This is a genomic window from Streptomyces malachitofuscus (assembly GCF_055571035.1).
In genome coordinates this window covers 131,248-151,439 of the sequence record NZ_JBVIGA010000022.1, presented here as the reverse complement: position 1 = coordinate 151,439, position 20,192 = coordinate 131,248, and the positions used below count along the sequence as shown (strand labels likewise).

Sequence of the window (20,192 nt, the reverse complement as noted above, 5' to 3'; positions counted from 1 at the left end):
GCCGCAGGGGCAAATCTCCGGCTCAATGGAGGCATGAGCTCCTCCGACGCCGAGCCGCCGACCGGGCCCGCCGGTGCCCTTCCCGCGGTCGCGCCCCAGCTGCGCTCCCTGCGGCGACGGGCCTCCCTGACCCTCGAGGCCGCCGCCCGCGACGCCGGTCTGTCGCCGGCCCATCTGTCCCGGCTGGAGACCGGACAGCGGCAGCCCTCGCTGCCGATGCTGCTGTCCCTCGCCAGGATCTACGGTACGACGGTCTCCGAGCTGCTCGGTGAGGCGCCCACCGACCGCGACGCCGTGGTCCGTGCCGCCGACATGGAGCCCACGGCGGCGGGCGGCTGGACATACTGGCCGGCCGGGGCACCCGGTCGTGGCATGCAGGCCCTGCGGGTCCATGTGCCGCACGGCTCCCAGGGCGACATCGTGCGCGTCCACCCCGGCGAGGAGTGGCTGTACGTCCTCAAGGGCCGGCTGCGGCTGCGCCTCGGGGATGTCCTGCACCGGCTCGGCCCGGGCGACAGCGCGCACTTCGACTCGCTGACCCCGCACCGTATCGCCGCATCCGACCCCGACGGGGTGGAGCTGCTGTTCGTCCACACCCTGCTGCAGAGTCCCACGGCCGCCCTGTGCCTGGGCCCGATCCACGGAGAGGCGACATGACCGGCAAAGACATGGAGGAGAAGCTGCCGCGGGCCCTGTGGGTGCGGCTGTTCGTCTACGTGGTGGTGGGGCACCTCTTCGCGGCCTTCATCTACTTCCTGTTCGAGATGGCCCCCAAGAAGTAGACGCGCCGGGGGCGGGTGCCCGCCTCAGTCGAGCAGGCGCTCGCGCAGCCGCTCCCGGTCCCCGGGGGTGAGGCCGAGCCCCTGCTCCAGATAGGTGTCCACACCGCCCCAGGTCTCCTCGACGGTCTCGAAGGCGGCCGACAGATACTCCGCCCGCGCGTCGAACAGCGGGCTGAGCAGCTCCATGACCTCGGGGGAGTACGCCGAGGCGGAGCTGCCGCTGCGGTGCACCTTGTAACGGCGGTGCCTGGCGTTGGACTTCAGGTAGTCGTCGACGATCGCGTCCCGCTCGACGCCCAGCGCGAGCAGCGTCACCGCCACCGACAGTCCCGCACGGTCCTTGCCCGCCGCGCAGTGCATCAGCGTGGGGACACTGTCCTCGGCGAGCGAGCGCAGCACCTGGGCGTGCTCGGCGGTGCGCTCCTTGATGATCATCCGATAGGAGGTGATCATCCGGTCCGAGCCCTTGCCGTCCGCGAGGATCGAGCGCAGCTGGTCCAGGTCGCCGTCGCGGACCATCTTCCAGAACTCGGCGCCGTCGGCCGGGTCGCTGAGCGGCAGGTTCACATTGCGCACGCCCGGCAGCTCGACGTCCGGCCCCTCCAGCTTCTGGTCGGCCGCGTTGCGGAAGTCGAAGATCGTGTGCAGCCCGAGCGAGGACAGGAAGACGGCGTCTTCCGCGGTCGCGTGGGCCAGGTGACCGCTGCGGAACAGCACCCCGTGCCGCACCCGCCGACCGTCCACGGTCGGCAGTCCGCCCACATCGCGGAAGTTGCGCACTCCGGCCAGCTCGGGCTCGGTCGACGGGATCTGCTGCGTCACGGGGACTCCTCCCACTCGGCGTCGCCGCCGCTGCTCGTCGGCGGGCGTCACTCGACGATACGACATGACTGCCTGGGGCAATGAGTTGTCCACAGGCATGGCCCGGCCGATCCGCCGCCCCGGATGATGTTGGTGTCCGATCGGCTCTGCGCGGGCTTGGGGGAGGTCCGGTGACGCAGGTCTCGGCGGACGGCCGTACCTGGCTGCTGTCGGGTCCGGCGAGTGCGTACGCGATCCATGTCACGGACCGGGACGAACTGGTGCATCTGTACTGGGGTCCGATGATCGAGCTCGCCGACGCCGAGGCCCTCGCCCGGCGTCCGCTGCCGGACGAGTGGCCGTTCGAGTCCCGGCTGGACGGGCGCGAGGAGTACCCGGTCGAGGGCGGCCCCCGGTTTTGGTCGAACGCCGGGTGACCCTGGCCTTCGAGTCCTGCTCGGGCGGTGGCGGCCGGATCGACCTGGCCATCCTCTCCCGTACCGGCCAGGTGTGGACCTCGGACCACACCGACCCGCTGGACCGGCTCGCCATCCGGCACGGCTTCAGCCGGCTCCATCCGGCCCGGGTGATGGCCGCCTGGGTCACCGACAGTCCGAACGTCATGCCGGGCGGGCGGATCAGCTCCCTGTGTTTTCGGTTCGTCAGCGCCATGGCCGGAGTGCTCGGCATCGGCGGCGACCTCGCGCGGTGGACCGAGGAGGAGCTCGCCGAGGCCCGGGAGCGGGTCGCGCTCTACAAGGAGATCCGGCCCGTCGTGCAGCGCGGGGACCTGTACCGGCTGCGCCCGCCGGAGGGCGGGCTGAGCGCGGTGCGGTACGTCCTCGGCGAGGGGACCGTCGTCCTCGCCTGCCTCCAGTCGCAGCACTTCGGGGAACCCGTTCCCCCGCTCCGGCTGAGTGGAGTCGATCCGACCGCCTCCTGCAAATGCCGCGAAACGGGCGAAGTGCACCGCGGTGCCGTGCTCGCGCATCACGGACCGCACACCGGTCTGCGGGGCGACCTGGAGTCGCGGTGCTCCGGCTGCGGCGCCTGTGATCATACAAATAAGGCGTTCTGTCCGATTAGGTAACTTCGCCATAACGTGCCCCGAAAGAAAGAGAGATGGGAGTGGGGTGCGTGAGCATCGTCATATCCGTGACGATGTGTTGTCGCCATGCTCACGTAATCAAGCGGAACGACAAGGGAATTCGGGGCGCAATACCCATCGCGGTTGACGCTCGGTGACGTCAATTCCTCCTGTGGATCACGGAAAAGGCGCCTTCGCGGGGAACCTCCGCTTGTCCCGTCGCGTCCGGGTCGCTTACGTTCGCCACCGATCCGGACGGACGCCTAATCCTGCCGCCGCCCGGAGCCCGCACACACTGACCCGTGTACGGCAGGAGCGGGGGACCCACAGGTAAGACTGCCTGTTCCGGTCTCCGGAACGGCTTGGGGTTAAGTCGCGTGAAACATCGCGGCCGGACATCTCCAGTCCGAACCCGACAGCTCACCTCGTAGGCGCCGGAGAGGAATTCGTCATGCCCGCGAAGGGTAAGCACCGCCGTACCAAGGCTCAGCGTTTCGCCCGCTCCATCGCCGTCGCCGGAACCGGTGGCGCCGCACTCGCCCTGCCGCTTCTCGGCGCCACCGGCGCGCACGCCGCCACGCCGCAGACGGCTCCCGAAAAGGCCGTCCAGTCCCTTTCCGCCGGCGGCCACAAGGCCACCGCCGAAAAGAGCGACGCGTCCCCCACGTACACCGTGAAGGCCGGCGACTACCTGGCCAAGATCGCCGAGACGGAGAACGTCGACGGCGGCTGGAAGCAGCTCTACGCGGACAACCGCGAGGCCGTCGGCGACGACCCGGCACTCATCCACCCCGGTCTGAAGCTCTCCATCGACGGCGAGGCCGCCAAGAGCACGCCGAAGAAGTCCACTTCGCCGGCGTCCCCGAAGCCCGCCGCGCCGAAGCCTGCCGCGCCGAAGGCCGAGAAGCCCGCCGAGAAGCCGGCGCAGCAGTTCACCCCGAAGGCCTCCACGCAGACGACCGCGAACCAGGCCGCCTCCGGTTACAGCTCCCCGGTGCCCGGCGGCGGCGTCGGCACCGCCTACAAGGTGGCCGGCAGCATGTGGTCCAGCGGCTACCACACCGGTGTCGACTTCAGCGTCCCGACCGGCACCTCCCTGAAGGCCGTCGGCTCCGGCACGGTCGTCTCCGCGGGCTGGGCCGGCGCGTACGGCAACCAGGTCGTCATCCAGCTCAGCGACGGCCACTACGCCCAGTACGCCCACCTGTCCTCGCTGTCGGTCTCGGCCGGCCAGACCGTGAGCGCCGGCCAGCAGGTCGGTCTCTCCGGCTCCACCGGCAACTCGACCGGTCCGCACCTGCACTTCGAGATCCGCACCACCCCGAACTACGGCTCGGACGTGGACCCGATCTCCTACCTCCGCTCCAAGGGCGTCTCCATCTGACACCCTGCGGCGACCTTCCTGACACGCGCACCGAAGGCCGGACCCCGATCCCCGGGTCCGGCCTCCGGTGTATTCCGGAGTTGGTCAATATTTTGAGAGTGGCTTATCTCACCGCACGTCAACCCTCGCCTACGGTCGCGTAGGTCACATTCCAAGGTGAATCATGACCTGCTGTGGCAGACGATTCGAAGAGTGACAGCAGAAGAGTGATCGGGTCGTACGTGGCGGTGGGGGACAGCTTCACCGAGGGCGTCGGCGACCTTGGCCCCGACGGGGCGTTCGTCGGCTGGGCCGACCGGTTCGCCGTGCTTCTCGCCGACCGCCGGCCCGAAGGAGACTTCGAGTACACCAATCTCGCGGTGCGCGGAAAGCTGCTGGACCAGATCATGGCGGACCAGCTTCCGAGGGCGGTCGAACTCGCCCCCGACCTGGTCTCGTTCTGCGCGGGCGGCAACGACATCCTCCGCCCGGGCACCGACCCGGACGAGGTCGCCGAGCGCTTCGAGCAGGCGGTCGCCGCGCTCACGGCCGTGTCCGGCACGGTCCTGGTGACGACCGGGTTCGACACCCGCGGCGTCCCGCTGCTCAGGCACCTGCGCGGCAAGATCGCCACGTACAACGGGCACGTGCGGGCCGTCGCCGACCGCTACGGCTGCCCGGTGCTCGACCTGTGGTCCCTCAAGAGCGTCCAGGACCGCAGGGCCTGGGACGCCGACCGGCTGCACCTGTCGCCCGAGGGGCACACCCGTGTGGCGCTCCGCGCCGGGCTGGCGCTCGGCCTCGAGGTCCCCGCCGACCCCGAGCAGCCCTGGCCGCCCCTGCCGGCGCGCGGCACCTTCGAGGTCCGCCGCGACGACGTCCAGTGGGCCCGCGAGTACCTGGTGCCGTGGATCGGCCGCCGTCTGCGCGGCGAGTCCTCGGGCGACCATGTGACCGCCAAGGGCACGCTGTCGCCGGACGACATCAAGGTGCGGATCGCCTCGGTGGCGTGAGAGCCCGCGCGGTAGCGTGGCGATCATGGGGGACTGGGAACTGCGGCCGGCCGCCGCGTCGGACGTCGAGGCGGTGGCCGAGCTGCGCGCGGTGGCGCTGCGCGCGGACCTGGAACGGCTGGGCCGGTACGACGCGCGGCGGGTGCGGCAGCGGCTGCGGGACGGGTTCGACCCCGCCCACACCCGGGTGATCGAGGCGGGGGGCGCGTTCGCCGGCTGCGTGGCACTGCGTCCCGCCGGGGACTGCCACTGGCTGGAGCACTTCTACCTGGCCCCGGCGCTTCAAGGCCGGGGCATCGGTTCGGCCGTGCTGGGCGACCTGCTGGAGCGGTGCGACCGGGCCGGTCACCCCGTCCGGCTGAACGTGCTGCGGGGCAGCCCGGCCCGGCGACTGTACGAGCGGCACGGATTCACCACGGAGACGCAGGACGCGGTGGACGTGTTCATGGTGCGCCGGCCGTCACCGCGGCCGCAGGCGCACCCCGCGCCGCAGTGCCGCACCGTCCGCACATAATGGAAAGCCTGACCGACTCCACCGGGAGGAACCGTGGCCGGTTACCGTATCCAGAGCTCCGGGCTCCGCGCCCTGCGGCCCGAAGCCTTCGGCGCGGACCCCAGTGGTGAGCGCATGGCCCGCATCCGCAGATCCCCGCACTTCAAGGACGGCGTGTTCCAGAACCCGGGCGGCACCGCCCGGATCCGCCCCTCGGGCTCCACGCGGGACCTCGCGAAGATCTACTTCGACAAGGACAGCCGGTCCCGCCGCGCCCCCACGGGCAACATCCCGGTGCACCCCACCACCGTCGCGGACATCTCCCGCCCGCCCGTCACGGGGCTGCGCCTGACCTGGATGGGCCACTCCGGCGTGCTCGCGGAGATCGACGGGCACCGGGTCCTGTTCGACCCCGTGTGGGGCGAGCGCTGCTCGCCGTTCCCCTTCGCCGGACCCAAGCGGCTGCACCCCGCGCCCCTGCCGCTGGCCGCGCTCGGCCCGGTCGACGTCGTCGTGATCTCCCACGACCACTACGACCACCTGGACCTGCCCACGATCAAGGCACTGGCCGGCACGGACACCCTGTTCGCCGTGCCCCTCGGCGTGGGCGCGCACCTGGAGCGCTGGGGCGTGTCCGAGGGCCGGCTGCGCGAACTGGACTGGCACGAGACGACGAGGATCGGCGGTCTCACCCTGACCGCGACCCCGGCCCGCCACTTCTGCGGCCGGGGCCTGCGCAACACCCAGCACACCCTCTGGGCCTCCTGGGTGGTCGCCGGCGAGGAGCACCGGATCTACCACAGCGGCGACACCGGCTACTTCGAGGGCTTCCGGGACATCGGCGCCGACCACGGGCCGTTCGACGCGACGATGATCCAGGTCGGCGCGTACTCGGACTTCTGGCCGGACATCCACATGACCCCCGAGGAGGGCGTGCGCTCGCATCTGGACCTCCAGGGCGGCGCGGCGGCCGGCGTGCTGCTGCCCGTCCACTGGGCGACCTTCAACCTGGCGCCGCACGCGTGGGCGGAGCCGGGGGAGTGGATGAAGGACGCGGCCGGGGAGGTCGGCCAGGCGGTGGCCTTCCCGCGTCCGGGCGAGCCGTTCGAGCCCGCGGGTCAGGTGCCCGAGGAGCCCTGGTGGCGGGCCGTGTCCCGGCCCGTCCCGCGTCTGTGGCGTCGTTCCCGGAGTGCTCCGGGCCCGGACGGGACGCGCAGCGGCGACCTCGACCTCGCCGGCGACCGGTGAGGTGAACCGCGACCACGCTCCGAGCCGGGCTCAGGTCCCGAGCGTGGCGCGCAGGGCCGGCTGGAGCCGGTCGGCGTGGGCCAGGACCATGTCGTCGCACAGTCGCCAGATCTCCTCGACCCGCAGCGCGGACGACGTCGCCGGGTCCACCATGGCGGCATGCCGGATGTGCCGCGGCTCGTCCTCCAGCGCCGCCCGTACCACCAGTTCGTTCATGCCGAGGTAGGCACGGTTGAGGGAGGCCAGCTGAGGAGGCAGCGCGCCGATGCGGGTGGGTCGCACCCCCGACCCGTCCACGAGGCACGGCACCTCGACGGTGCCCCCGGCGGGCAGGTTCTCGATCAGGCCTCGGTTCGGCACATTGCCGTACACCGTGCGCGGGGTGCCCGTGGTGATGCTGTGGATGATCTGCGGGGCGTACTCCATGGTCCCCTCGACGGGCAGCCCCGTACCCGTGGCGAGCGCGTCGCGTGTCCGCTCGTACGCCGTCATGTTCTCGGCCACGATGCCCAGATACGCCCCCACGGGCAGCCGGAGCCGCTCGATCTCGGCGGGGTGATGCAGATACCACGGCACGTACTCGGCCGAGTGCTCGCTGGTCTCCGTCGGGTAGAAGCCCAGCCGCCGGTACATGTCGACCCGCACCCTCCGCCGTAGTTGGGGATCGTCGTCGATCAGGGCGTCCAGCCGCTCGTACAGGTTCTCGCCGTCGTGCTCGAATCTCAGCATCCACGCCTGGTGGTTGACACCGCCCGCGAGGTAGGTCACCTCCTCGAAGGGGACCTTCACCAGCTCGCACAGGTCGTGCACGGTCCAGTGCACCGAATGGCACAGCCCCACCACGTGGCGCAGTCCGGTGGCCCGGGTGAGGTACTGGACGTTCATGGCCATCGGGTTGGTGTAGTTGAGCAGCCAGGCGTCCGGACACAGCTCGGTCATGTCGTCACCCAGCGCCTTGAGGAAGGGGAACGTGCGCAGAGCGCGGAAGATGCCGCCGATGCCCAGGGTGTCGCCGATGGTCTGGGCGACGCCGTACCGGGCCGGCACCTCGAAGTCAATCCTGGTGGCCTCGACCATGCCGATCTGTACGAGGTTGACGACGAAGTCGGCTCCGGACAGCGCTGCGCGGCGGTCCGCGTGAGCGGTGATCGTCGGTGCGGCACCCCGGCGGCCGGCGATGTGGTGCGCGGCGGCCTCGGCGGTGGCCAGCCGTTCCGCGTCGATGTCGTGCAGGGCGATGTGCGCGGTGCGCAGTTCCGGGAAGGCGAACAGATCGGCGAGCAGCCCCTGGGTGAAGACGACGCTGCCGGCGCCGACGAGGACAATCCTGGGAACGTTCACGATGAGCCGGCTTTCTGCGGGTCGAGGTGGGACAGGGCTTCGTCCCAGGTGGGCTGGGCGTCGGTACCGCCGGGGCGGCGCGTCGACAGGGCACCGCAGACCGCGGCGACGGCCAGTGCCTCGGCGACGGAGCGGCCGGCGAGCCGCGCCGTGAGGAAACCGGCGTCGAAGCTGTCGCCCGCGCCCACGGTGTCGCTGGGCCGCACCGGGACCGTGGGGGCGGTGTGCACGACCGTTCCGTCGTCGCAGAACGCGCCGTGGGCCCCGTTCTTCACGACGACGAGCGGGCCCCGGCCGGCGAGTGCGCGTGCGGCGTCCGCCACCTGCGCCGGGCCGACGGCCGTGCCGGCCAGACGGCACGCCTCCTGGGCGTTGGGCAGCAGCACATCGGTGTGCGCGAGGACGGCCGTGAGCGCGGCCGGGTCCCAGCGGCCCGACGGGTCGTCATTGGTGTCGAGCGAGGTGGTCGCACCGGCGGCCCTGGCCTCGGCGAACAGCCCGGGGAGCCCGGCGGCCAGCCGTGGCATCAGGAAGAACGAGCCGGCGTGGACGTGGCGGACCGAGGCCGCCAGCCGCGCGGGCACGTCGGCCGCCGACACGGCGGACAGCGTGCCCGGTGCGGTGAGGACGGCGCGGTCGCCGTCCCGGGTGACGCACACCGTGAGCGGGGTGGGCAGGGAGTCGTCGATCCGCAGCGCGTCGACGTCCACGCCGCGCGCGGCGAGCCGGTCGCGGACGTAGTGGCCGGCGTGGTCGTCGCCCACGCGGCCCGCGAAGGCCACGTCCAGGCCCAGCCGGGCGGCCCCGCAGGCGGTGATGGCGGCCGAGCCGCCCAGGGCCAGCGTGCCGCCGTCGACCAGGAGTTCGCGCTGGCCGAAGGCGAGGGGTTCGGTGAGCGGGCCGACGACGACATCCGGATTGGCGTCGCCGACGACGAGCAGGTCGAAACTGCGTGGCATGAAGCGTCCTCGGGAGTAAGGGAGCGGAACGGGCGGGGAGGCGTCAGCCCTTGAGCCCGCTGGAGGTGATGGACCGGATGAACGTCTTCTGCGCGGCGAGGAAGGCGACCAGCACGGGGAGGACCGTGATCACGTTGCCCGCCATCACCGCCGACCACTGGACGTTGTGCTGCCCCTGGAAGGTGGTCAGCCCCAGCTGCAGCGTGTACTGCGGTTCGTGGTGGATGGCGATCAGCGGCCAGGACAGGTCGTTCCATGTGCTGAGGAAGGTCAGCACGGCCACGGTGGCCAGAGCCGGCCGGGACAGCGGCAGCACGATCCGGAACAGCACCCCCATCCGGCTGCAGCCGTCCATCCAGGCGGCCTCCTCCAGCTCGCGCGGCAGACCAAGGAAGAACTGGCGCAGCAGGAACACGGAGAAGGGGGTGACCAGCGACGGGACGATCAGGGCGCCGAGGGTGTCGATGAGCCCCAGGTTCTTCATCACCAGAAAGGTGGGGATCATCGTCAGCTGGAACGGCACCACCATGGTCGCCAGCATCAGCCCCATCAGCAGCCGCGAACCGCCGAACCGCATCCGGGCGAAGGCGTAGCCCCCGAGGGTGCCCAGCACCAGGTTGGAGACGACCGCGGCCCCGGACACGATCAGCGAGTTGGCGAACCACCGCGGGAACATGGCGTTGCCGGTCACGAAGCGGTAGCCGCCCGTGTCGACCTCCGACGGCCACAGCGCCGGAGGGAACCTGTTGATCTCGGCGTTGCTCATCAGGGAGCTGAGCACCAGCCACACCAGAGGGACCGCGAACAGCAGAGCCAGCGGAGCGAGCACCAGATGCCAGGGGCTGAACGGCAGCCGCGAGCGTCCGCGGCGGCGCGCCGTGACGGACCCGGAGAGCTTGTGCGCGTGGTCGGGACGGCCGGTCTCCCGGCGTCGGCCCGCGGACAGCAGCGTCATGCTCCGGCTCCCCTCGCCGGCCGGACACCGCTGCCGCGCCGCGCCAGCCGCAGACCGACCGCGGCGAGCAGCAGGGCCACGGCCAGGACGTACGCGGCCGCCGCACCGTAGCCGGCGGTGAAGTTCTTGAACGCCTGCTCCCAGATGAAGTACACGATCACCGTGGTCGCGCCGAGCGGACCGCCCTTGGTGGTGACGTACACCAGGTCGAACACCTGCAGGGCGTTGATCGTCTGCCACAGCACCAGGAAGACGCTGACCGGTGCCAGGTGGGGCAGCGTGACATGGCCGAGCACCTGCCGGTGGCCCGCCCCGTCCAGACGGGCCGCCTCCGTGAGTTCCTTCGGCACCCCCTGCAGTGCGGCCAGGTAGATGACGACACAGAAGCCGGTACCGCTCCACACGGACACCGCCACCAGGGAGAGGAGCGCCTGCGACGGGTCGGCGAAGAAGCCCTGCGAACCGATGCCGATCCGGTGCAGCAAGGAGTTGGCCGCTCCGAACTCCGGGTCGAAGATGAAGGAGAACAGCACGCCCTGCGACGTCGCGGACATCACGAACGGCACGAAGAACAGCGTCCGGTACAGCCCCGTGAACCGCAGACGCCGGTTGAGCGCCAGCGCGAGGACCAGCCCGAGCACGATGCTCAGCGGGACGTACAGCGCGGTGTACAGCAGGGTGTTGCGCACGGCCTGCGCGAACCGGGGGTCGTCCGACAACTGGTGATAGTTGTCCAGCCCCACCCAGCGGCTCGGGGTGAGCAGGTCGGAGGACTGGAACGACAGCATCAGCGACCACAGCACGGGTACGACGCTCAGCCCCACGATCACCACGACCGAGGGCGAGACGAAGGCCCATGCCGTGGCCGATTCGCGGCGCGTGCGCCGCCGAGGGGAAGCGGCGGCCCTGCGGGCGTCCGGGGCGACGGTGAGCGGAGCGGGGCGTGGCATGACGCGCTCCTCACATCTCGGCGGCGAGTGCGGCGTCGGCCCGGTCGGCGCACGCGCGCAGGGCCTTCTCCGGACTGCTCCTGCCGAGCAGCACCGAGGTGACGGCCTCGGCCGCCGCCTCGGAGATCTTCGGGTACGCCGGGATCACCGGCCGTACCCGCGCCGTGGCCAGGGCGTCCGTGAAGACCGCCAGCCCGGGTACCTCGCGGGTGTGTTCCCGCCACTCCGGCAGGTCTTCCGTGGGGCGGCTCAGGGGCAGGCTCCCCGCCTCGATCGCCCAGCGTACGTCCTGCCCGGGCTGGTTGAGCCAGCCGACGAAGGTGCGCGCGGCCTTCGTCCGCGCGGGTCCGTTGTCGAAGACCGCCCAGGTGTCGGGGCCCGATATGGTCACCGATTGCCCGTGGAAGCCGGGCAGCGGGACCACGTGGTAGTCGATGCCGGCCTGCTGGATGTCGGGCAGTTGCCACGGGCCGGTGGTGACCATGCCCAGGCGTCCCCCCGCGAACACCTGGTACATCTGCTCCCCGCCCGGCTTGGGGTCGACGTAGCAGCTCTTGTTCTCCACGAGTGCCCGCACCACTTCCAGCGCGCGGCGCCCCGGCTCCCCGGCGAACCCGATCCGCCGACCGTCCTCGGTGACTACGTCTCCGCCGAGGTCCCAGACCATGGGCCAGATGCGCCACACGGTGTCCTCGTCGCCCGCGCCGGGCCATCCGGTGCCGAACACGTTCCTGCGCCGGTCGGTCAGCCGCCTGGCCGTGTCGATGTACTCGTCCCAGCTCCAGCCGGGTTCGGGCAGGTCCACGCCGGCCGCCTTGAACACCTTCTTGTTGCAGACCACGGCCAGCGAGTCCACCAGCGCCGGCAGGGCGCGTACCTTGCCGTCGACCGTGACGGCGTCGCGGGCGGCGGGCCAGTACTGCTTCCATGGCACCGGGCCCGCCCCGGTGGTCCGTGTCAGGTCGGCCAGCTTCGGCGACCGGGCCACGCTGGCCAGGTCGGACCCGAAGATGTAGGCGATGTCGGGGGCCGATCCGGAGGCGAGACCGGCGGTCACCTTCTGCAGCATGGCGTCGGCGATCACACCGCCGCCCAGGTTCACACGAATCTTGGGATGTGCCCGGTGGAAGTCCGCCACCAGGTCCTTCAGCGTCTTGAGTGCGGTGTCCGCCTGGCCGTGCCACATCTCGATGCGGACGGTGCCGTCGGCGGACTCGCCGTTCCCGCCGCCGCAGGCGGAGAGCGTCGTACCGGCCACCGCGGCGAGCGCCGTCGCACCGGCGCTGCCGAGCACGCCACGGCGCGACGGACCGTCGTCAGGTCGGGCCATGTCAACCTCCAGGTCGTCAGGGAGGGGGGAGGGGAGCACGAGGTGGGGGAAGGGGAGGAGCGACGGACGGCTGTCAGCAGGTTCTGCGGACGTACTCGATGACCTGGACGTTGCCGTCGTCGTCCGTTTCCTCGGCCACCTCGCCCGGGGCCAGGACCGGACGGTCACGCTGCACCACGCTCACGCGATCACCGAACGCGCAGGCGTTGGCCATGCCCTCGTCGGCATACTCGATCATGATGACGTTGTCGCCGAACGCCTCGACGTAGTCGGCGCACTCGTTCCACCGCGGGTCACCGCACTCCTCCGCGACGGCGAAGTCGAGGCCGTTCCGGTCGTGGTACGGGGCCAGTTCCACGGTGTTCTTCTGACCGACGGCCAGGCCCTTGGTGTGACCGTGGTCGGCCAGGAGACGGATGTAGGCCTGAGCATCGCCGGCCGTGATCCTGCCCGCGACGACGTCCCGGGCGTAGGTGTCGTAGTTGTCCAGCTCCAGGGCGTCGAACCCTTTGTCGGCGCAGGTGTCGATCTGCTCGTTGATCCTTGTCGCGACGGCTTGCCGCTTGGCGTCGGTGGTGATGTCGAGGATCGCCTCGTTCCAGTCCTCGTCGATGACCACGTCGCCGTCGTCGTTCCTGAGCAACAGGTCCTGGTCCCAGTCGTCGGGACCGTCCACCTCCCCGACCTGCTGGGTCTGGAAGGCGTTGACGTAACAGATGTTGTACAGCCCCGCTGCCGGTGACTTCTTCCAGTCCCGGCTGACCACCGTCACCCCGGAGGGCGGGTCGTAGGGCTTTCCGATCTGGTAGTCGAAGCCGGCGCCGGCCGGTGGCGGGGCCCACTCGGCGGCCTCGGCCCCGGGGACGAGGAGCGCCCCGGCGCCCGCGGCAAGGACGACCGCGGCCAGGGCGGTTCGGGAACGGGCTGCTGCCAGAAGACTCATGGACGAGCTCCGTGTTGCGGGGGCACGTCCCCGCCTCGGTGCCCCTGGGGCGACCTGGCGACTCGGTCCGGGCTTGCGGCAGGGAGGGCCGCATACCGGCTGGGCGTACCTCTGACGCGGAAGTGCTCCGACTTCGGCGTGCCCCGGAGTAAACAGGCCAGGTTCCGTCAGCGTCAATAGCTTGAATCTGCGCAATTTCTGCTCGACAGTGTTCGGATCGAGCGGCCGGGTCCTGCCGCGCGGCGTGCAGGAGTCCCGTCCGATCCGCCTGCGACGCCGCGTCGACGGCCTGTTCGGCAGCCGCAGCACAAGGGGAGGACCTGTGGCCGGAGCGCACCCGGAGCATCGCGACGTCGCGGACCGCAACCGCCGCGCGCTGAGGACGGAGCGGCACCTGCGCATCCTCGAGTACGTGAGCGAGCACGGCGCCGCGGACGTCGCCGGGCTGGCCGCCTGGCTGGAAGTGTCCGATGCCACGGTCCGCCGGGATCTGCAGTACCTGGACGAACAGCGACTGCTCCAGCGCACCCACGGCGGTGCGGTCGCGGGTGATGCCGGCGTCGAACTGCCGTTGAGGCGCCGGGAGGAGCGGTTCCACGCGGAGAAGCGGGACATCGCGAGGGCGGCACTGGACCTCGTGCCCGAGTCGGCGGTGGTGGGGCTCACGGGCGGGACGACGACCACGGAGATCGCCCGGCTGCTGGCTCGGCGAGGACCCGTCACGATCGTGACCAACGCTGTGAACATCGCCGCCGAGATGGTGCCGCACCCCCAGGTCGGGGTGGTGGTGACGGGCGGTCAGGCCCGCAGCAGGACCTGGGAACTGGTCGGCCCGGGCGCGGAGAAGATGCTGGCCGACTATCACACCGACATCACCTTCCTGGGGGTGGACGGCATCGGCGTGGAGCGCGGCTGCACCACCCATGATCCGCTGGAGGCCGCCACCGACCGGGCCTTCCTCGCGGGCACCTCCGAGGCCGTGGTCGTCGCCGACCGTTCCAAGATCGGCCGGGCCACCTTCGCCCGCATCTGCCCCGTCGACTCCGTACGGCGTCTGATCACGGACGCCGCGCCCGACCACGAAGAACTGGTGCGGTTGCGCGACCGCGGAGTCCTGGTGACCTCGACGGGCACGGTCCGGGCGTAGGGCCCCCGCTTGTCCGTCACTGAGAGTGAAGTGCTGGCCGAAGGGTCGGGGTGCTCCCAAGGGCTGACCCGAGCCCCTGAAAAGCCCGGTTCCGAAGGCCGGGAGGGGTGCCGGTGCCGTGAGCGGCACAGGGTGTCTTCGCTCGCCCCGACTGTCGATGACCGCTCGTGACCAGCGTTGACCGCCCGATGTCCCCTCCTGATCCCCAGTGCTGAACGGTTATCGGTCTGTCGTACGACGCCTCATACCAGAGCGCGATGCTGTCCGCATGAGTTTGTCAACTGCCCACCGCACATGATGCGGTGGCGACTACGGTGAGTGTCGGTCGGAAGGCGCGACGGCTCACACCGCAGGGCGCGTAGCGCCGCGGGGCCGCGTCGATGAGATCGGGATCAGGGAGCGGGGACCGGTACGTGCAGCCACAAGGCGGACGAGGGAGTCGGCGGGGCGAGGGGCCCCGGCGCCCGGGCCCGGCCGGCGCCCCGGGTCCGGCCGGAGTTCAGGGCACGATCCACACGCCGGCGCCCGTCGGCACCACGATCGTGGCCCGTGTGCCGGACCGCGGCGACACGAACTCCGGCGACCCCCGGGCCCGCCGGACCCATCCGGCGGGCCGCCCGGAGAGGCGCGAGGGCGGACGGCACGGACGCCCGCCCGCGCGGACCGTTCCCACCGTCCCCGAGACGCACATACGGCCCCAACTGCTGCGCCTCGCCGTGCTGCCGCCCGTCGCGGTGGCGCTCAGCGCCTGCGCGGCCGTGCTCTTCACCGTCCGCTCCACCGGAGTGCGGCCGGGCCCCACCCTGTGGGTCGTGCTCGGCGGTGCCACGTCGGTGACCTGTGCCGGCATCGTCATCGCCGCCGTGGCCGCCGACCGCGCCGCCCGGTCAGTGTACGACCGCATCGGCGCCCTGCGCCGGAGCACCGCCCGGCGCGAGGTCGATCTGCACGCCCTCGTCGAGGCACTGCGCCACGGCGAGGCCCCGCCCCCACGCACACGGCGCGCCGAACAGGCTCCCGACGACGCCGACGAGTTCGACCTCCTCGCCGCCGATCTCACCCGGGCGCACGACGGCGCCGTCACCGCCGTCGTGCAGGCCTCGCAGCTCTCCAGCCAGACGGGCAGCGAACAGAAACTCGAGGTGTTCCTCAACCTCGCGCGGCGTCTGCAGTCCCTGGTGCACCGCGAGATCTCCCTCCTCGACGAGCTGGAGAACGAGATGGAGGACCCCGATCTGCTCAAGGGGCTCTTCCACGTCGACCACCTCGCCACCCGCATCCGCCGCCACGCCGAGAACCTCGCCGTGCTCGGCGGAGCGGTCTCCCGGCGCCAGTGGAGCAACCCCGTTTCCATGACCGAGGTGCTGCGCTCGGCGATCGCCGAGGTCGAGCAGTACTCGCGGGTCAAGCTCGTGCCCCCGATCGACGGCACGCTGCGCGGGCACGCAGTCGCCGACGTCATCCACCTGCTGGCCGAACTCGTGGAGAACGCCACGGTGTTCTCCGCCCCGCACACCCAGGTACTGCTGCGGGCCAACCTCGTGACGTCCGGACTCGCGGTCGAGGTCGAGGACCGCGGACTCGGGATGCCGGTGGGTGAGCAGGACCGGATGAACGCGCTGCTCACCGACCCCGACCAGGTACATGTCGCCAGCCTGCTGGCCGACGGCCGCATCGGCCTGTTCGTGGTCTCCCAGCTCGCCAAGCGGCACGGCATCCAGGTCCGGCTCCAGACCAACATCTACGGCGGGGTCCAGGCCGTGCTCGTGGTGCCGCAGGCACTGCTCGGTACGGAGCAGGGCGCCGCGGGCGGCGGGCGGACCACGGAGGCGGGACAGCAGCCGCCCGACAGCGGCAGCGGCCCCGTCCCGACGGGCCGTCACATGCCCGCCGTCCCCGTCCCCGTGCCCGTGAAGGGGCCGGGCACCGCGCACGGCGGCACACCCGCCCCCGCACCCGCGGCGCCCCTGACCCCGGTCGTCACCCGACCCCGCCCCCCGGCCCCGGCCCCCGACCAGGGAGCGGGCCCCCCGCCCCTGCCCCTGCGCGGTGCCCGCGAGGTGCGCCCCACCCCCGCCGACGCCGTACCCGGCGTGCGCCACGGCGGCCAGGCCGCCCCCGAAGACGACGGGACCACGCCCCTCACCCCGCGCAGCACCACGGTGCGCGGCACCATGAGCCGGCCCCAACTGCCCCGTCGGCGCGCCCAGGAGCACATCGCACCCCAACTGCGCGACAGACCGGAACCGCGCCAGGACACCGAGTACGTCGCCGGCCACGACCCCCATCTGATGGCGGCCTTCCAACGGGGCGTCAGCCTCGCGGAGTCCCAGCAGGAGCCGTCCGCCACCCCGCGGCCGACGACGGCCCTGTCCCGCACCGACCACACGGCCCGGCAGGACGGGAGCGCGCCCGCCGGATGACCACCCGCCTGCCCACCCCCACCCCCAGCGCTCCCGCAGACCTTCGTACCCCAAGGAGTCGATCCACCATGGCGAGCGATGCGCCGACCGCCCAGGTATCCGACCTCGACTGGCTGATGAGCGGCCTCGTGCAACGCGTACCGCACACGAGCAGCGCCGTACTGCTGTCCTGCGACGGGCTGGTGAAGTCCGTGCACGGCCTCGACCCGGACAGCGCCGACCACATGGCCGCCCTGGCCTCAGGCCTGTACTCCCTCGGCCGCAGCGCCGGCATCCGCTTCGGCGACGGCGGCGACGTCCGTCAGGTCGTCGTCGAGCTCGACTCGACGCTGCTGTTCGTCACCACCGCCGGCTCCGGCACCTGTCTGGCCGTGATGGCCGGCCGGGAGGCCGACGCCGCCGTGCTCGGCTACGAGATGGCCATGCTGGTCAAGTCCGTCCGCCCGTATCTGATGACGGCCCCGCGGCAGCCGGGCGTCGAACCCCCGGCGATGAGGCCTTGAGCGTGACGGCGGCCGGTGACGGGCCGTGGCTCGACGACGCGGCCGGCCGGCTGGTGCGCCCCTTCACGGTCAGCAACGGCCGGACCCGCCCCACCGTCGCACTCGACCTGCTGTCGCAGGTGCGAGCCACCGGAGCCACCCCCCTCGGCTATCTCGGCCCCGAGCACGCGCAGGCCCTCGACCTGTGCCGCGCCCCGGTCCCGGTCGCCGAGGTCGCCGCACATCTCAGGCTGCCGGTGGCCGTCACCAAAGTGCTGCTGGCGGACCTCGTCGAATGCGGGGCGCTGACCGACAAACCCCCCGCGTTCCACCACAACCCGACGGACCGGGCCCTACTGGAGGCAGTGCTCGATGGACTACGACGACAGCTCTGACCGGGGCGCCGGCACGGCCCACGGCGACGACCTGTTCCCGACCGCACTCAAGATCCTGGTGGCGGGCGGGTTCGGCGTGGGCAAGACGACCTTCGTCGGCGCGGTCAGCGAGATCGCGCCGCTCAGCACGGAGGAGCTCCTCACCACGGTCAGCGCCGGCACCGACAACCTCGACGGCATCGAGAACAAGGTCGAGACGACCGTGGCCATGGACTTCGGCCGCATCACCCTCGACGCCGAGCACGTGCTGTACCTGTTCGGCACGCCCGGCCAGGAACGCTTCTGGTTCATGTGGGACGAGCTCTGCGAGGGCGCGCTCGGGGCGGTCATCCTCGCCGACACCCGGCGCCTGGAGGAGTGCTTCGCGGCGGTCGACTTCTTCGAGCAGCGCGGCCTCGGATTCATCGTCGCCGTCAACGAGTTCGACGGCGCGTTCCGCTACGACCCCGGGGAAGTGCGGGCCGCCCTCGACCTCCCCGCCGAGGTCCCGGTCGTCCGCTGCGACGCCCGGATCTCCAGCTCCGGCGTCCAGACCCTGCTGACCCTCGTCCGGCACCTCATCGTCCACGCCCCGGCCGCCGCCACGGGGTATGGCGCCCACATGTGATTCCCGATGTGATCCCCGCACACCCTCGGAGCCCGTACATGACCTTCGCCCACACCCTGGGAGCCCGCCCATGAGCTACGACCCGCCCCGCCCGGCAGGTCGTCTGCTGCTCACCCCCGAGGACAAGGAGGCCCCGGCCCGCACCGGCAGGCTCCGCGGCCTGGGACTGGGACACCACCCCGAGCCCGCGCTCGACGCCTTCGCCCACGGTCTCGCGGAGCTCACGGGGGCGCCCTACGCCATGGTCAACTTCCTCGGCGAGGACGGGCAGTTCTTCGCGGGTCTGCACACACCGGCCGTCGCGCCGTTCGTGCGCGGCGACGGCACGGGTGCCCTGCTGGGCCGGGTGCTGCCCCGCGACCACGGCTTCTGCCCCCATGTGGTGGCCCGGCGCAAGGCGCTGGTCCTGGAGGACGTGAGCGACTACCCGAGGTTCGCGGGCAATCCGGTGGTGGACGAGTTCGGCATCCGCTCCTATCTGGGCGCGCCGCTGATCGACAGCACCGGCATGGTGCTCGGCACCGTCTCGGTCACCGACATCCGGCCGCGGGCCTGGGGCCGGCCGGGGCTCGCCGCCATCAAGGCCCAGGCCGCGGATCTCGCCGCGCGGCTGGAGCGGCCGGCGGACGAGGGGCTGCCGCTGTGAGGTCCCCGGCGCCGCCGATGGGGTGACCGTGTGAAGCAAAGCTGTGGCCGCGCTTAAGAAAACCTCGATGGACCCGTGAGGGTGTTGTACGGCAGATTGCTGTGCGATTCCACTCCTCCTCCCGGACCGGGGCCGCTTCGGCGTGCCCGGCGGCCGGGACTCACCCTCAGGAGCCGTAGCGTTGAAGGCGCTGGTCAAGGAGAAGGCGGAGCCCGGGCTGTGGCTCGTGGACGTCCCGGAGCCCGCCGTCGGACCCGGCGACGTGCTGATCAAGGTGCTGCGCACCGGTATCTGCGGTACCGATCTGCACATCCGGTCCTGGGACGGCTGGGCCCAGCAGACGATCAGTACGCCACTGGTCCTCGGGCACGAGTTCGTCGGCGAGGTCGTGGAGACCGGGCGGGACGTCGGCGACATCAAGGCCGGTGACCGGGTCAGCGGCGAGGGGCACCTCGTGTGCGGCAAGTGCCGCAACTGCCTCGCCGGACGCCGGCACCTGTGCCGGGCCACGGTCGGCCTCGGTGTCGGACGCGACGGCGCCTTCGCCGAGTACGTCGTGCTGCCCGCCACCAACGTCTGGGTGCACCGGGTCCCCGTCGACCTGGACGTCGCAGCGATCTTCGACCCGTTCGGCAACGCCGTGCACACCGCGCTCTCCTTCCCGCTGGTCGGCGAGGACGTCCTGATCACGGGCGCGGGTCCGATCGGTCTGATGGCCGCCGCCGTGGCCCGGCACGCCGGTGCGCGCAACGTCGTCATCACCGACGTCAGCGAGGAGCGTCTGGAGCTCGCCCGCAAGATCGGCGCGACCCTGGCGCTGAACGTCGCCGAGTCCACCATCGCCGACGGGCAGCACGCCCTCGGACTGCGCGAGGGCTTCGACATCGGCCTGGAGATGTCCGGCCGGCCCGAGGCCATGCGCGACATGATCGACAACATGACGCACGGCGGCCGGATCGCGATGCTCGGCCTGCCCGCCGAGGAGTTCCCGGTCGACTGGGCCCGCGTCGTCACCTCGATGATCACCATCAAGGGCATCTACGGCCGTGAGATGTTCGAGACCTGGTACGCCATGTCGGTCCTGCTGGAGGGCGGCCTCGACCTCGCCCCCGTGATCACCGGCCGCTACTCCTACCGCGACTTCGAGGCGGCGTTCGAGGACGCGGCCGGCGGCAAGGGCGGCAAGGTCATCCTCGACTGGACCGCATAAGTCATCCGCCTCCCAAG

21 protein-coding genes, 1 pseudogene and 1 riboswitch are annotated in these 20,192 nt (G+C 71.5%); of the genes and pseudogenes, 15 read left to right on the top strand and 7 right to left on the bottom strand.

Annotated elements, in window-relative coordinates:
* Positions 1-33 precede the first annotated feature (33 nt).
* Positions 34-657 carry a helix-turn-helix domain-containing protein gene (locus ACZ44S_RS28715; RefSeq protein WP_466933948.1) on the top strand — a complete coding sequence of 208 codons (624 nt, stop codon included), beginning with the start codon at positions 34-36 and terminating at the stop codon, positions 655-657.
* The gene (locus ACZ44S_RS28710) at positions 654-782 is read left to right on the top strand and encodes a DUF6126 family protein (protein ID WP_073935004.1); all 129 of its coding nucleotides are present in this window, start codon (positions 654-656) and stop codon (positions 780-782) included. Before ACZ44S_RS28715 ends, ACZ44S_RS28710 begins: the two co-directional genes overlap by 4 nt.
* 24 nt (positions 783-806) lie before the next feature.
* Here ACZ44S_RS28710 and ACZ44S_RS28705 read toward each other — a convergent pair whose 3' ends face one another.
* Positions 807-1,604 (bottom strand): tyrosine-protein phosphatase, encoded by a 798-nt coding sequence (locus ACZ44S_RS28705; RefSeq protein WP_466933946.1) that lies wholly within the window; start codon positions 1,602-1,604, stop codon positions 807-809.
* A gap of 170 nt (positions 1,605-1,774) precedes the next feature.
* Here ACZ44S_RS28705 and ACZ44S_RS28700 point away from each other — a divergent pair, with 170 nt between their 5' ends.
* The 6 genes and pseudogenes from ACZ44S_RS28700 (at position 1,775) to ACZ44S_RS28675 (ending at position 6,787) form a co-directional block, all read left to right on the top strand.
* The gene (locus ACZ44S_RS28700) at positions 1,775-2,020 is read left to right on the top strand and encodes a hypothetical protein (RefSeq protein ID WP_466933944.1); all 246 of its coding nucleotides are present in this window, start codon (positions 1,775-1,777) and stop codon (positions 2,018-2,020) included.
* Between the two features lie 2 nt (positions 2,021-2,022).
* Positions 2,023-2,639: pseudogene (locus ACZ44S_RS28695) on the top strand (GH36 C-terminal domain-containing protein); the annotation flags it as partial.
* 314 nt (positions 2,640-2,953) lie between these two features.
* A riboswitch (cyclic di-AMP (ydaO/yuaA leader) is annotated at positions 2,954-3,119 on the top strand.
* 2 nt (positions 3,120-3,121) lie between these two features.
* Positions 3,122-4,054: a M23 family metallopeptidase gene (locus ACZ44S_RS28690; RefSeq protein WP_466933942.1), complete on the top strand. Its 933-nt coding sequence runs from the start codon at positions 3,122-3,124 to the stop codon at positions 4,052-4,054.
* Between the two features lie 206 nt (positions 4,055-4,260).
* A complete protein-coding gene (locus tag ACZ44S_RS28685) occupies positions 4,261-5,046 on the top strand; it encodes an SGNH/GDSL hydrolase family protein (RefSeq protein ID WP_466933984.1) in 786 nt (261 codons plus the stop codon).
* Between the two features lie 25 nt (positions 5,047-5,071).
* The gene (locus tag ACZ44S_RS28680; RefSeq protein ID WP_466933940.1) at positions 5,072-5,560 is read left to right on the top strand and encodes a GNAT family N-acetyltransferase; all 489 of its coding nucleotides are present in this window, start codon (positions 5,072-5,074) and stop codon (positions 5,558-5,560) included.
* Between the two features lie 33 nt (positions 5,561-5,593).
* Positions 5,594-6,787, top strand: a complete 1,194-nt coding sequence (locus tag ACZ44S_RS28675) for an MBL fold metallo-hydrolase (RefSeq protein ID WP_466933938.1) — start codon at positions 5,594-5,596, stop codon at positions 6,785-6,787.
* A gap of 30 nt (positions 6,788-6,817) precedes the next feature.
* On the opposite strand, the gene melA is transcribed toward ACZ44S_RS28675, so the two are convergent.
* The 6 genes from melA to ACZ44S_RS28645 form a co-directional block, all read right to left on the bottom strand.
* Positions 6,818-8,128, bottom strand: a complete 1,311-nt coding sequence (melA, locus tag ACZ44S_RS28670) for an alpha-galactosidase (protein ID WP_466933936.1) — start codon at positions 8,126-8,128, stop codon at positions 6,818-6,820.
* Complete coding sequence (locus ACZ44S_RS28665; protein WP_466933934.1) at positions 8,125-9,087, bottom strand: carbohydrate kinase family protein; 963 nt, start codon at positions 9,085-9,087, stop codon at positions 8,125-8,127. The genes melA and ACZ44S_RS28665 overlap by 4 nt, the downstream gene beginning before the upstream one ends.
* Positions 9,088-9,130: 43 nt before the next feature.
* Positions 9,131-10,042 (bottom strand): carbohydrate ABC transporter permease, encoded by a 912-nt coding sequence (locus ACZ44S_RS28660; protein WP_466933932.1) that lies wholly within the window; start codon positions 10,040-10,042, stop codon positions 9,131-9,133.
* The gene (locus ACZ44S_RS28655) at positions 10,039-10,992 is read right to left on the bottom strand and encodes a carbohydrate ABC transporter permease (RefSeq protein WP_466933931.1); all 954 of its coding nucleotides are present in this window, start codon (positions 10,990-10,992) and stop codon (positions 10,039-10,041) included. The genes ACZ44S_RS28660 and ACZ44S_RS28655 overlap by 4 nt, the downstream gene beginning before the upstream one ends.
* A gap of 10 nt (positions 10,993-11,002) precedes the next feature.
* A complete protein-coding gene (locus ACZ44S_RS28650; protein WP_466933929.1) occupies positions 11,003-12,322 on the bottom strand; it encodes an ABC transporter substrate-binding protein in 1,320 nt (439 codons plus the stop codon).
* Positions 12,323-12,395: 73 nt separating this feature from the next.
* Positions 12,396-13,265 (bottom strand): endo alpha-1,4 polygalactosaminidase, encoded by an 870-nt coding sequence (locus ACZ44S_RS28645; RefSeq protein ID WP_466933927.1) that lies wholly within the window; start codon positions 13,263-13,265, stop codon positions 12,396-12,398.
* A gap of 322 nt (positions 13,266-13,587) precedes the next feature.
* Between ACZ44S_RS28645 and ACZ44S_RS28640 the strand changes: the two genes are divergently transcribed.
* The 7 genes from ACZ44S_RS28640 to tdh all read left to right on the top strand — a co-directional run bounded on the left by ACZ44S_RS28640 (position 13,588) and on the right by tdh (position 20,175).
* Positions 13,588-14,412 (top strand): DeoR/GlpR family DNA-binding transcription regulator, encoded by an 825-nt coding sequence (locus tag ACZ44S_RS28640; protein WP_466933925.1) that lies wholly within the window; start codon positions 13,588-13,590, stop codon positions 14,410-14,412.
* Positions 14,413-14,963: 551 nt separating this feature from the next.
* The gene (locus tag ACZ44S_RS28635; RefSeq protein ID WP_466933923.1) at positions 14,964-16,835 is read left to right on the top strand and encodes a sensor histidine kinase; all 1,872 of its coding nucleotides are present in this window, start codon (positions 14,964-14,966) and stop codon (positions 16,833-16,835) included.
* Between the two features lie 68 nt (positions 16,836-16,903).
* Positions 16,904-17,338 carry a roadblock/LC7 domain-containing protein gene (locus ACZ44S_RS28630; RefSeq protein WP_466933922.1) on the top strand — a complete coding sequence of 145 codons (435 nt, stop codon included), beginning with the start codon at positions 16,904-16,906 and terminating at the stop codon, positions 17,336-17,338.
* 2 nt (positions 17,339-17,340) lie between these two features.
* Positions 17,341-17,712 carry a DUF742 domain-containing protein gene (locus tag ACZ44S_RS28625; protein WP_466933982.1) on the top strand — a complete coding sequence of 124 codons (372 nt, stop codon included), beginning with the start codon at positions 17,341-17,343 and terminating at the stop codon, positions 17,710-17,712.
* Positions 17,690-18,319 (top strand): GTP-binding protein, encoded by a 630-nt coding sequence (locus tag ACZ44S_RS28620; protein WP_466933920.1) that lies wholly within the window; start codon positions 17,690-17,692, stop codon positions 18,317-18,319. Before ACZ44S_RS28625 ends, ACZ44S_RS28620 begins: the two co-directional genes overlap by 23 nt.
* Before the next feature lie 70 nt (positions 18,320-18,389).
* A complete protein-coding gene (locus tag ACZ44S_RS28615; protein ID WP_466933918.1) occupies positions 18,390-18,965 on the top strand; it encodes a GAF domain-containing protein in 576 nt (191 codons plus the stop codon).
* A 181-nt stretch (positions 18,966-19,146) separates the two neighbouring features.
* Positions 19,147-20,175 carry an L-threonine 3-dehydrogenase gene (gene tdh / locus ACZ44S_RS28610; protein WP_190167370.1) on the top strand — a complete coding sequence of 343 codons (1,029 nt, stop codon included), beginning with the start codon at positions 19,147-19,149 and terminating at the stop codon, positions 20,173-20,175.
* Positions 20,176-20,192: the final 17 nt, after the last annotated feature.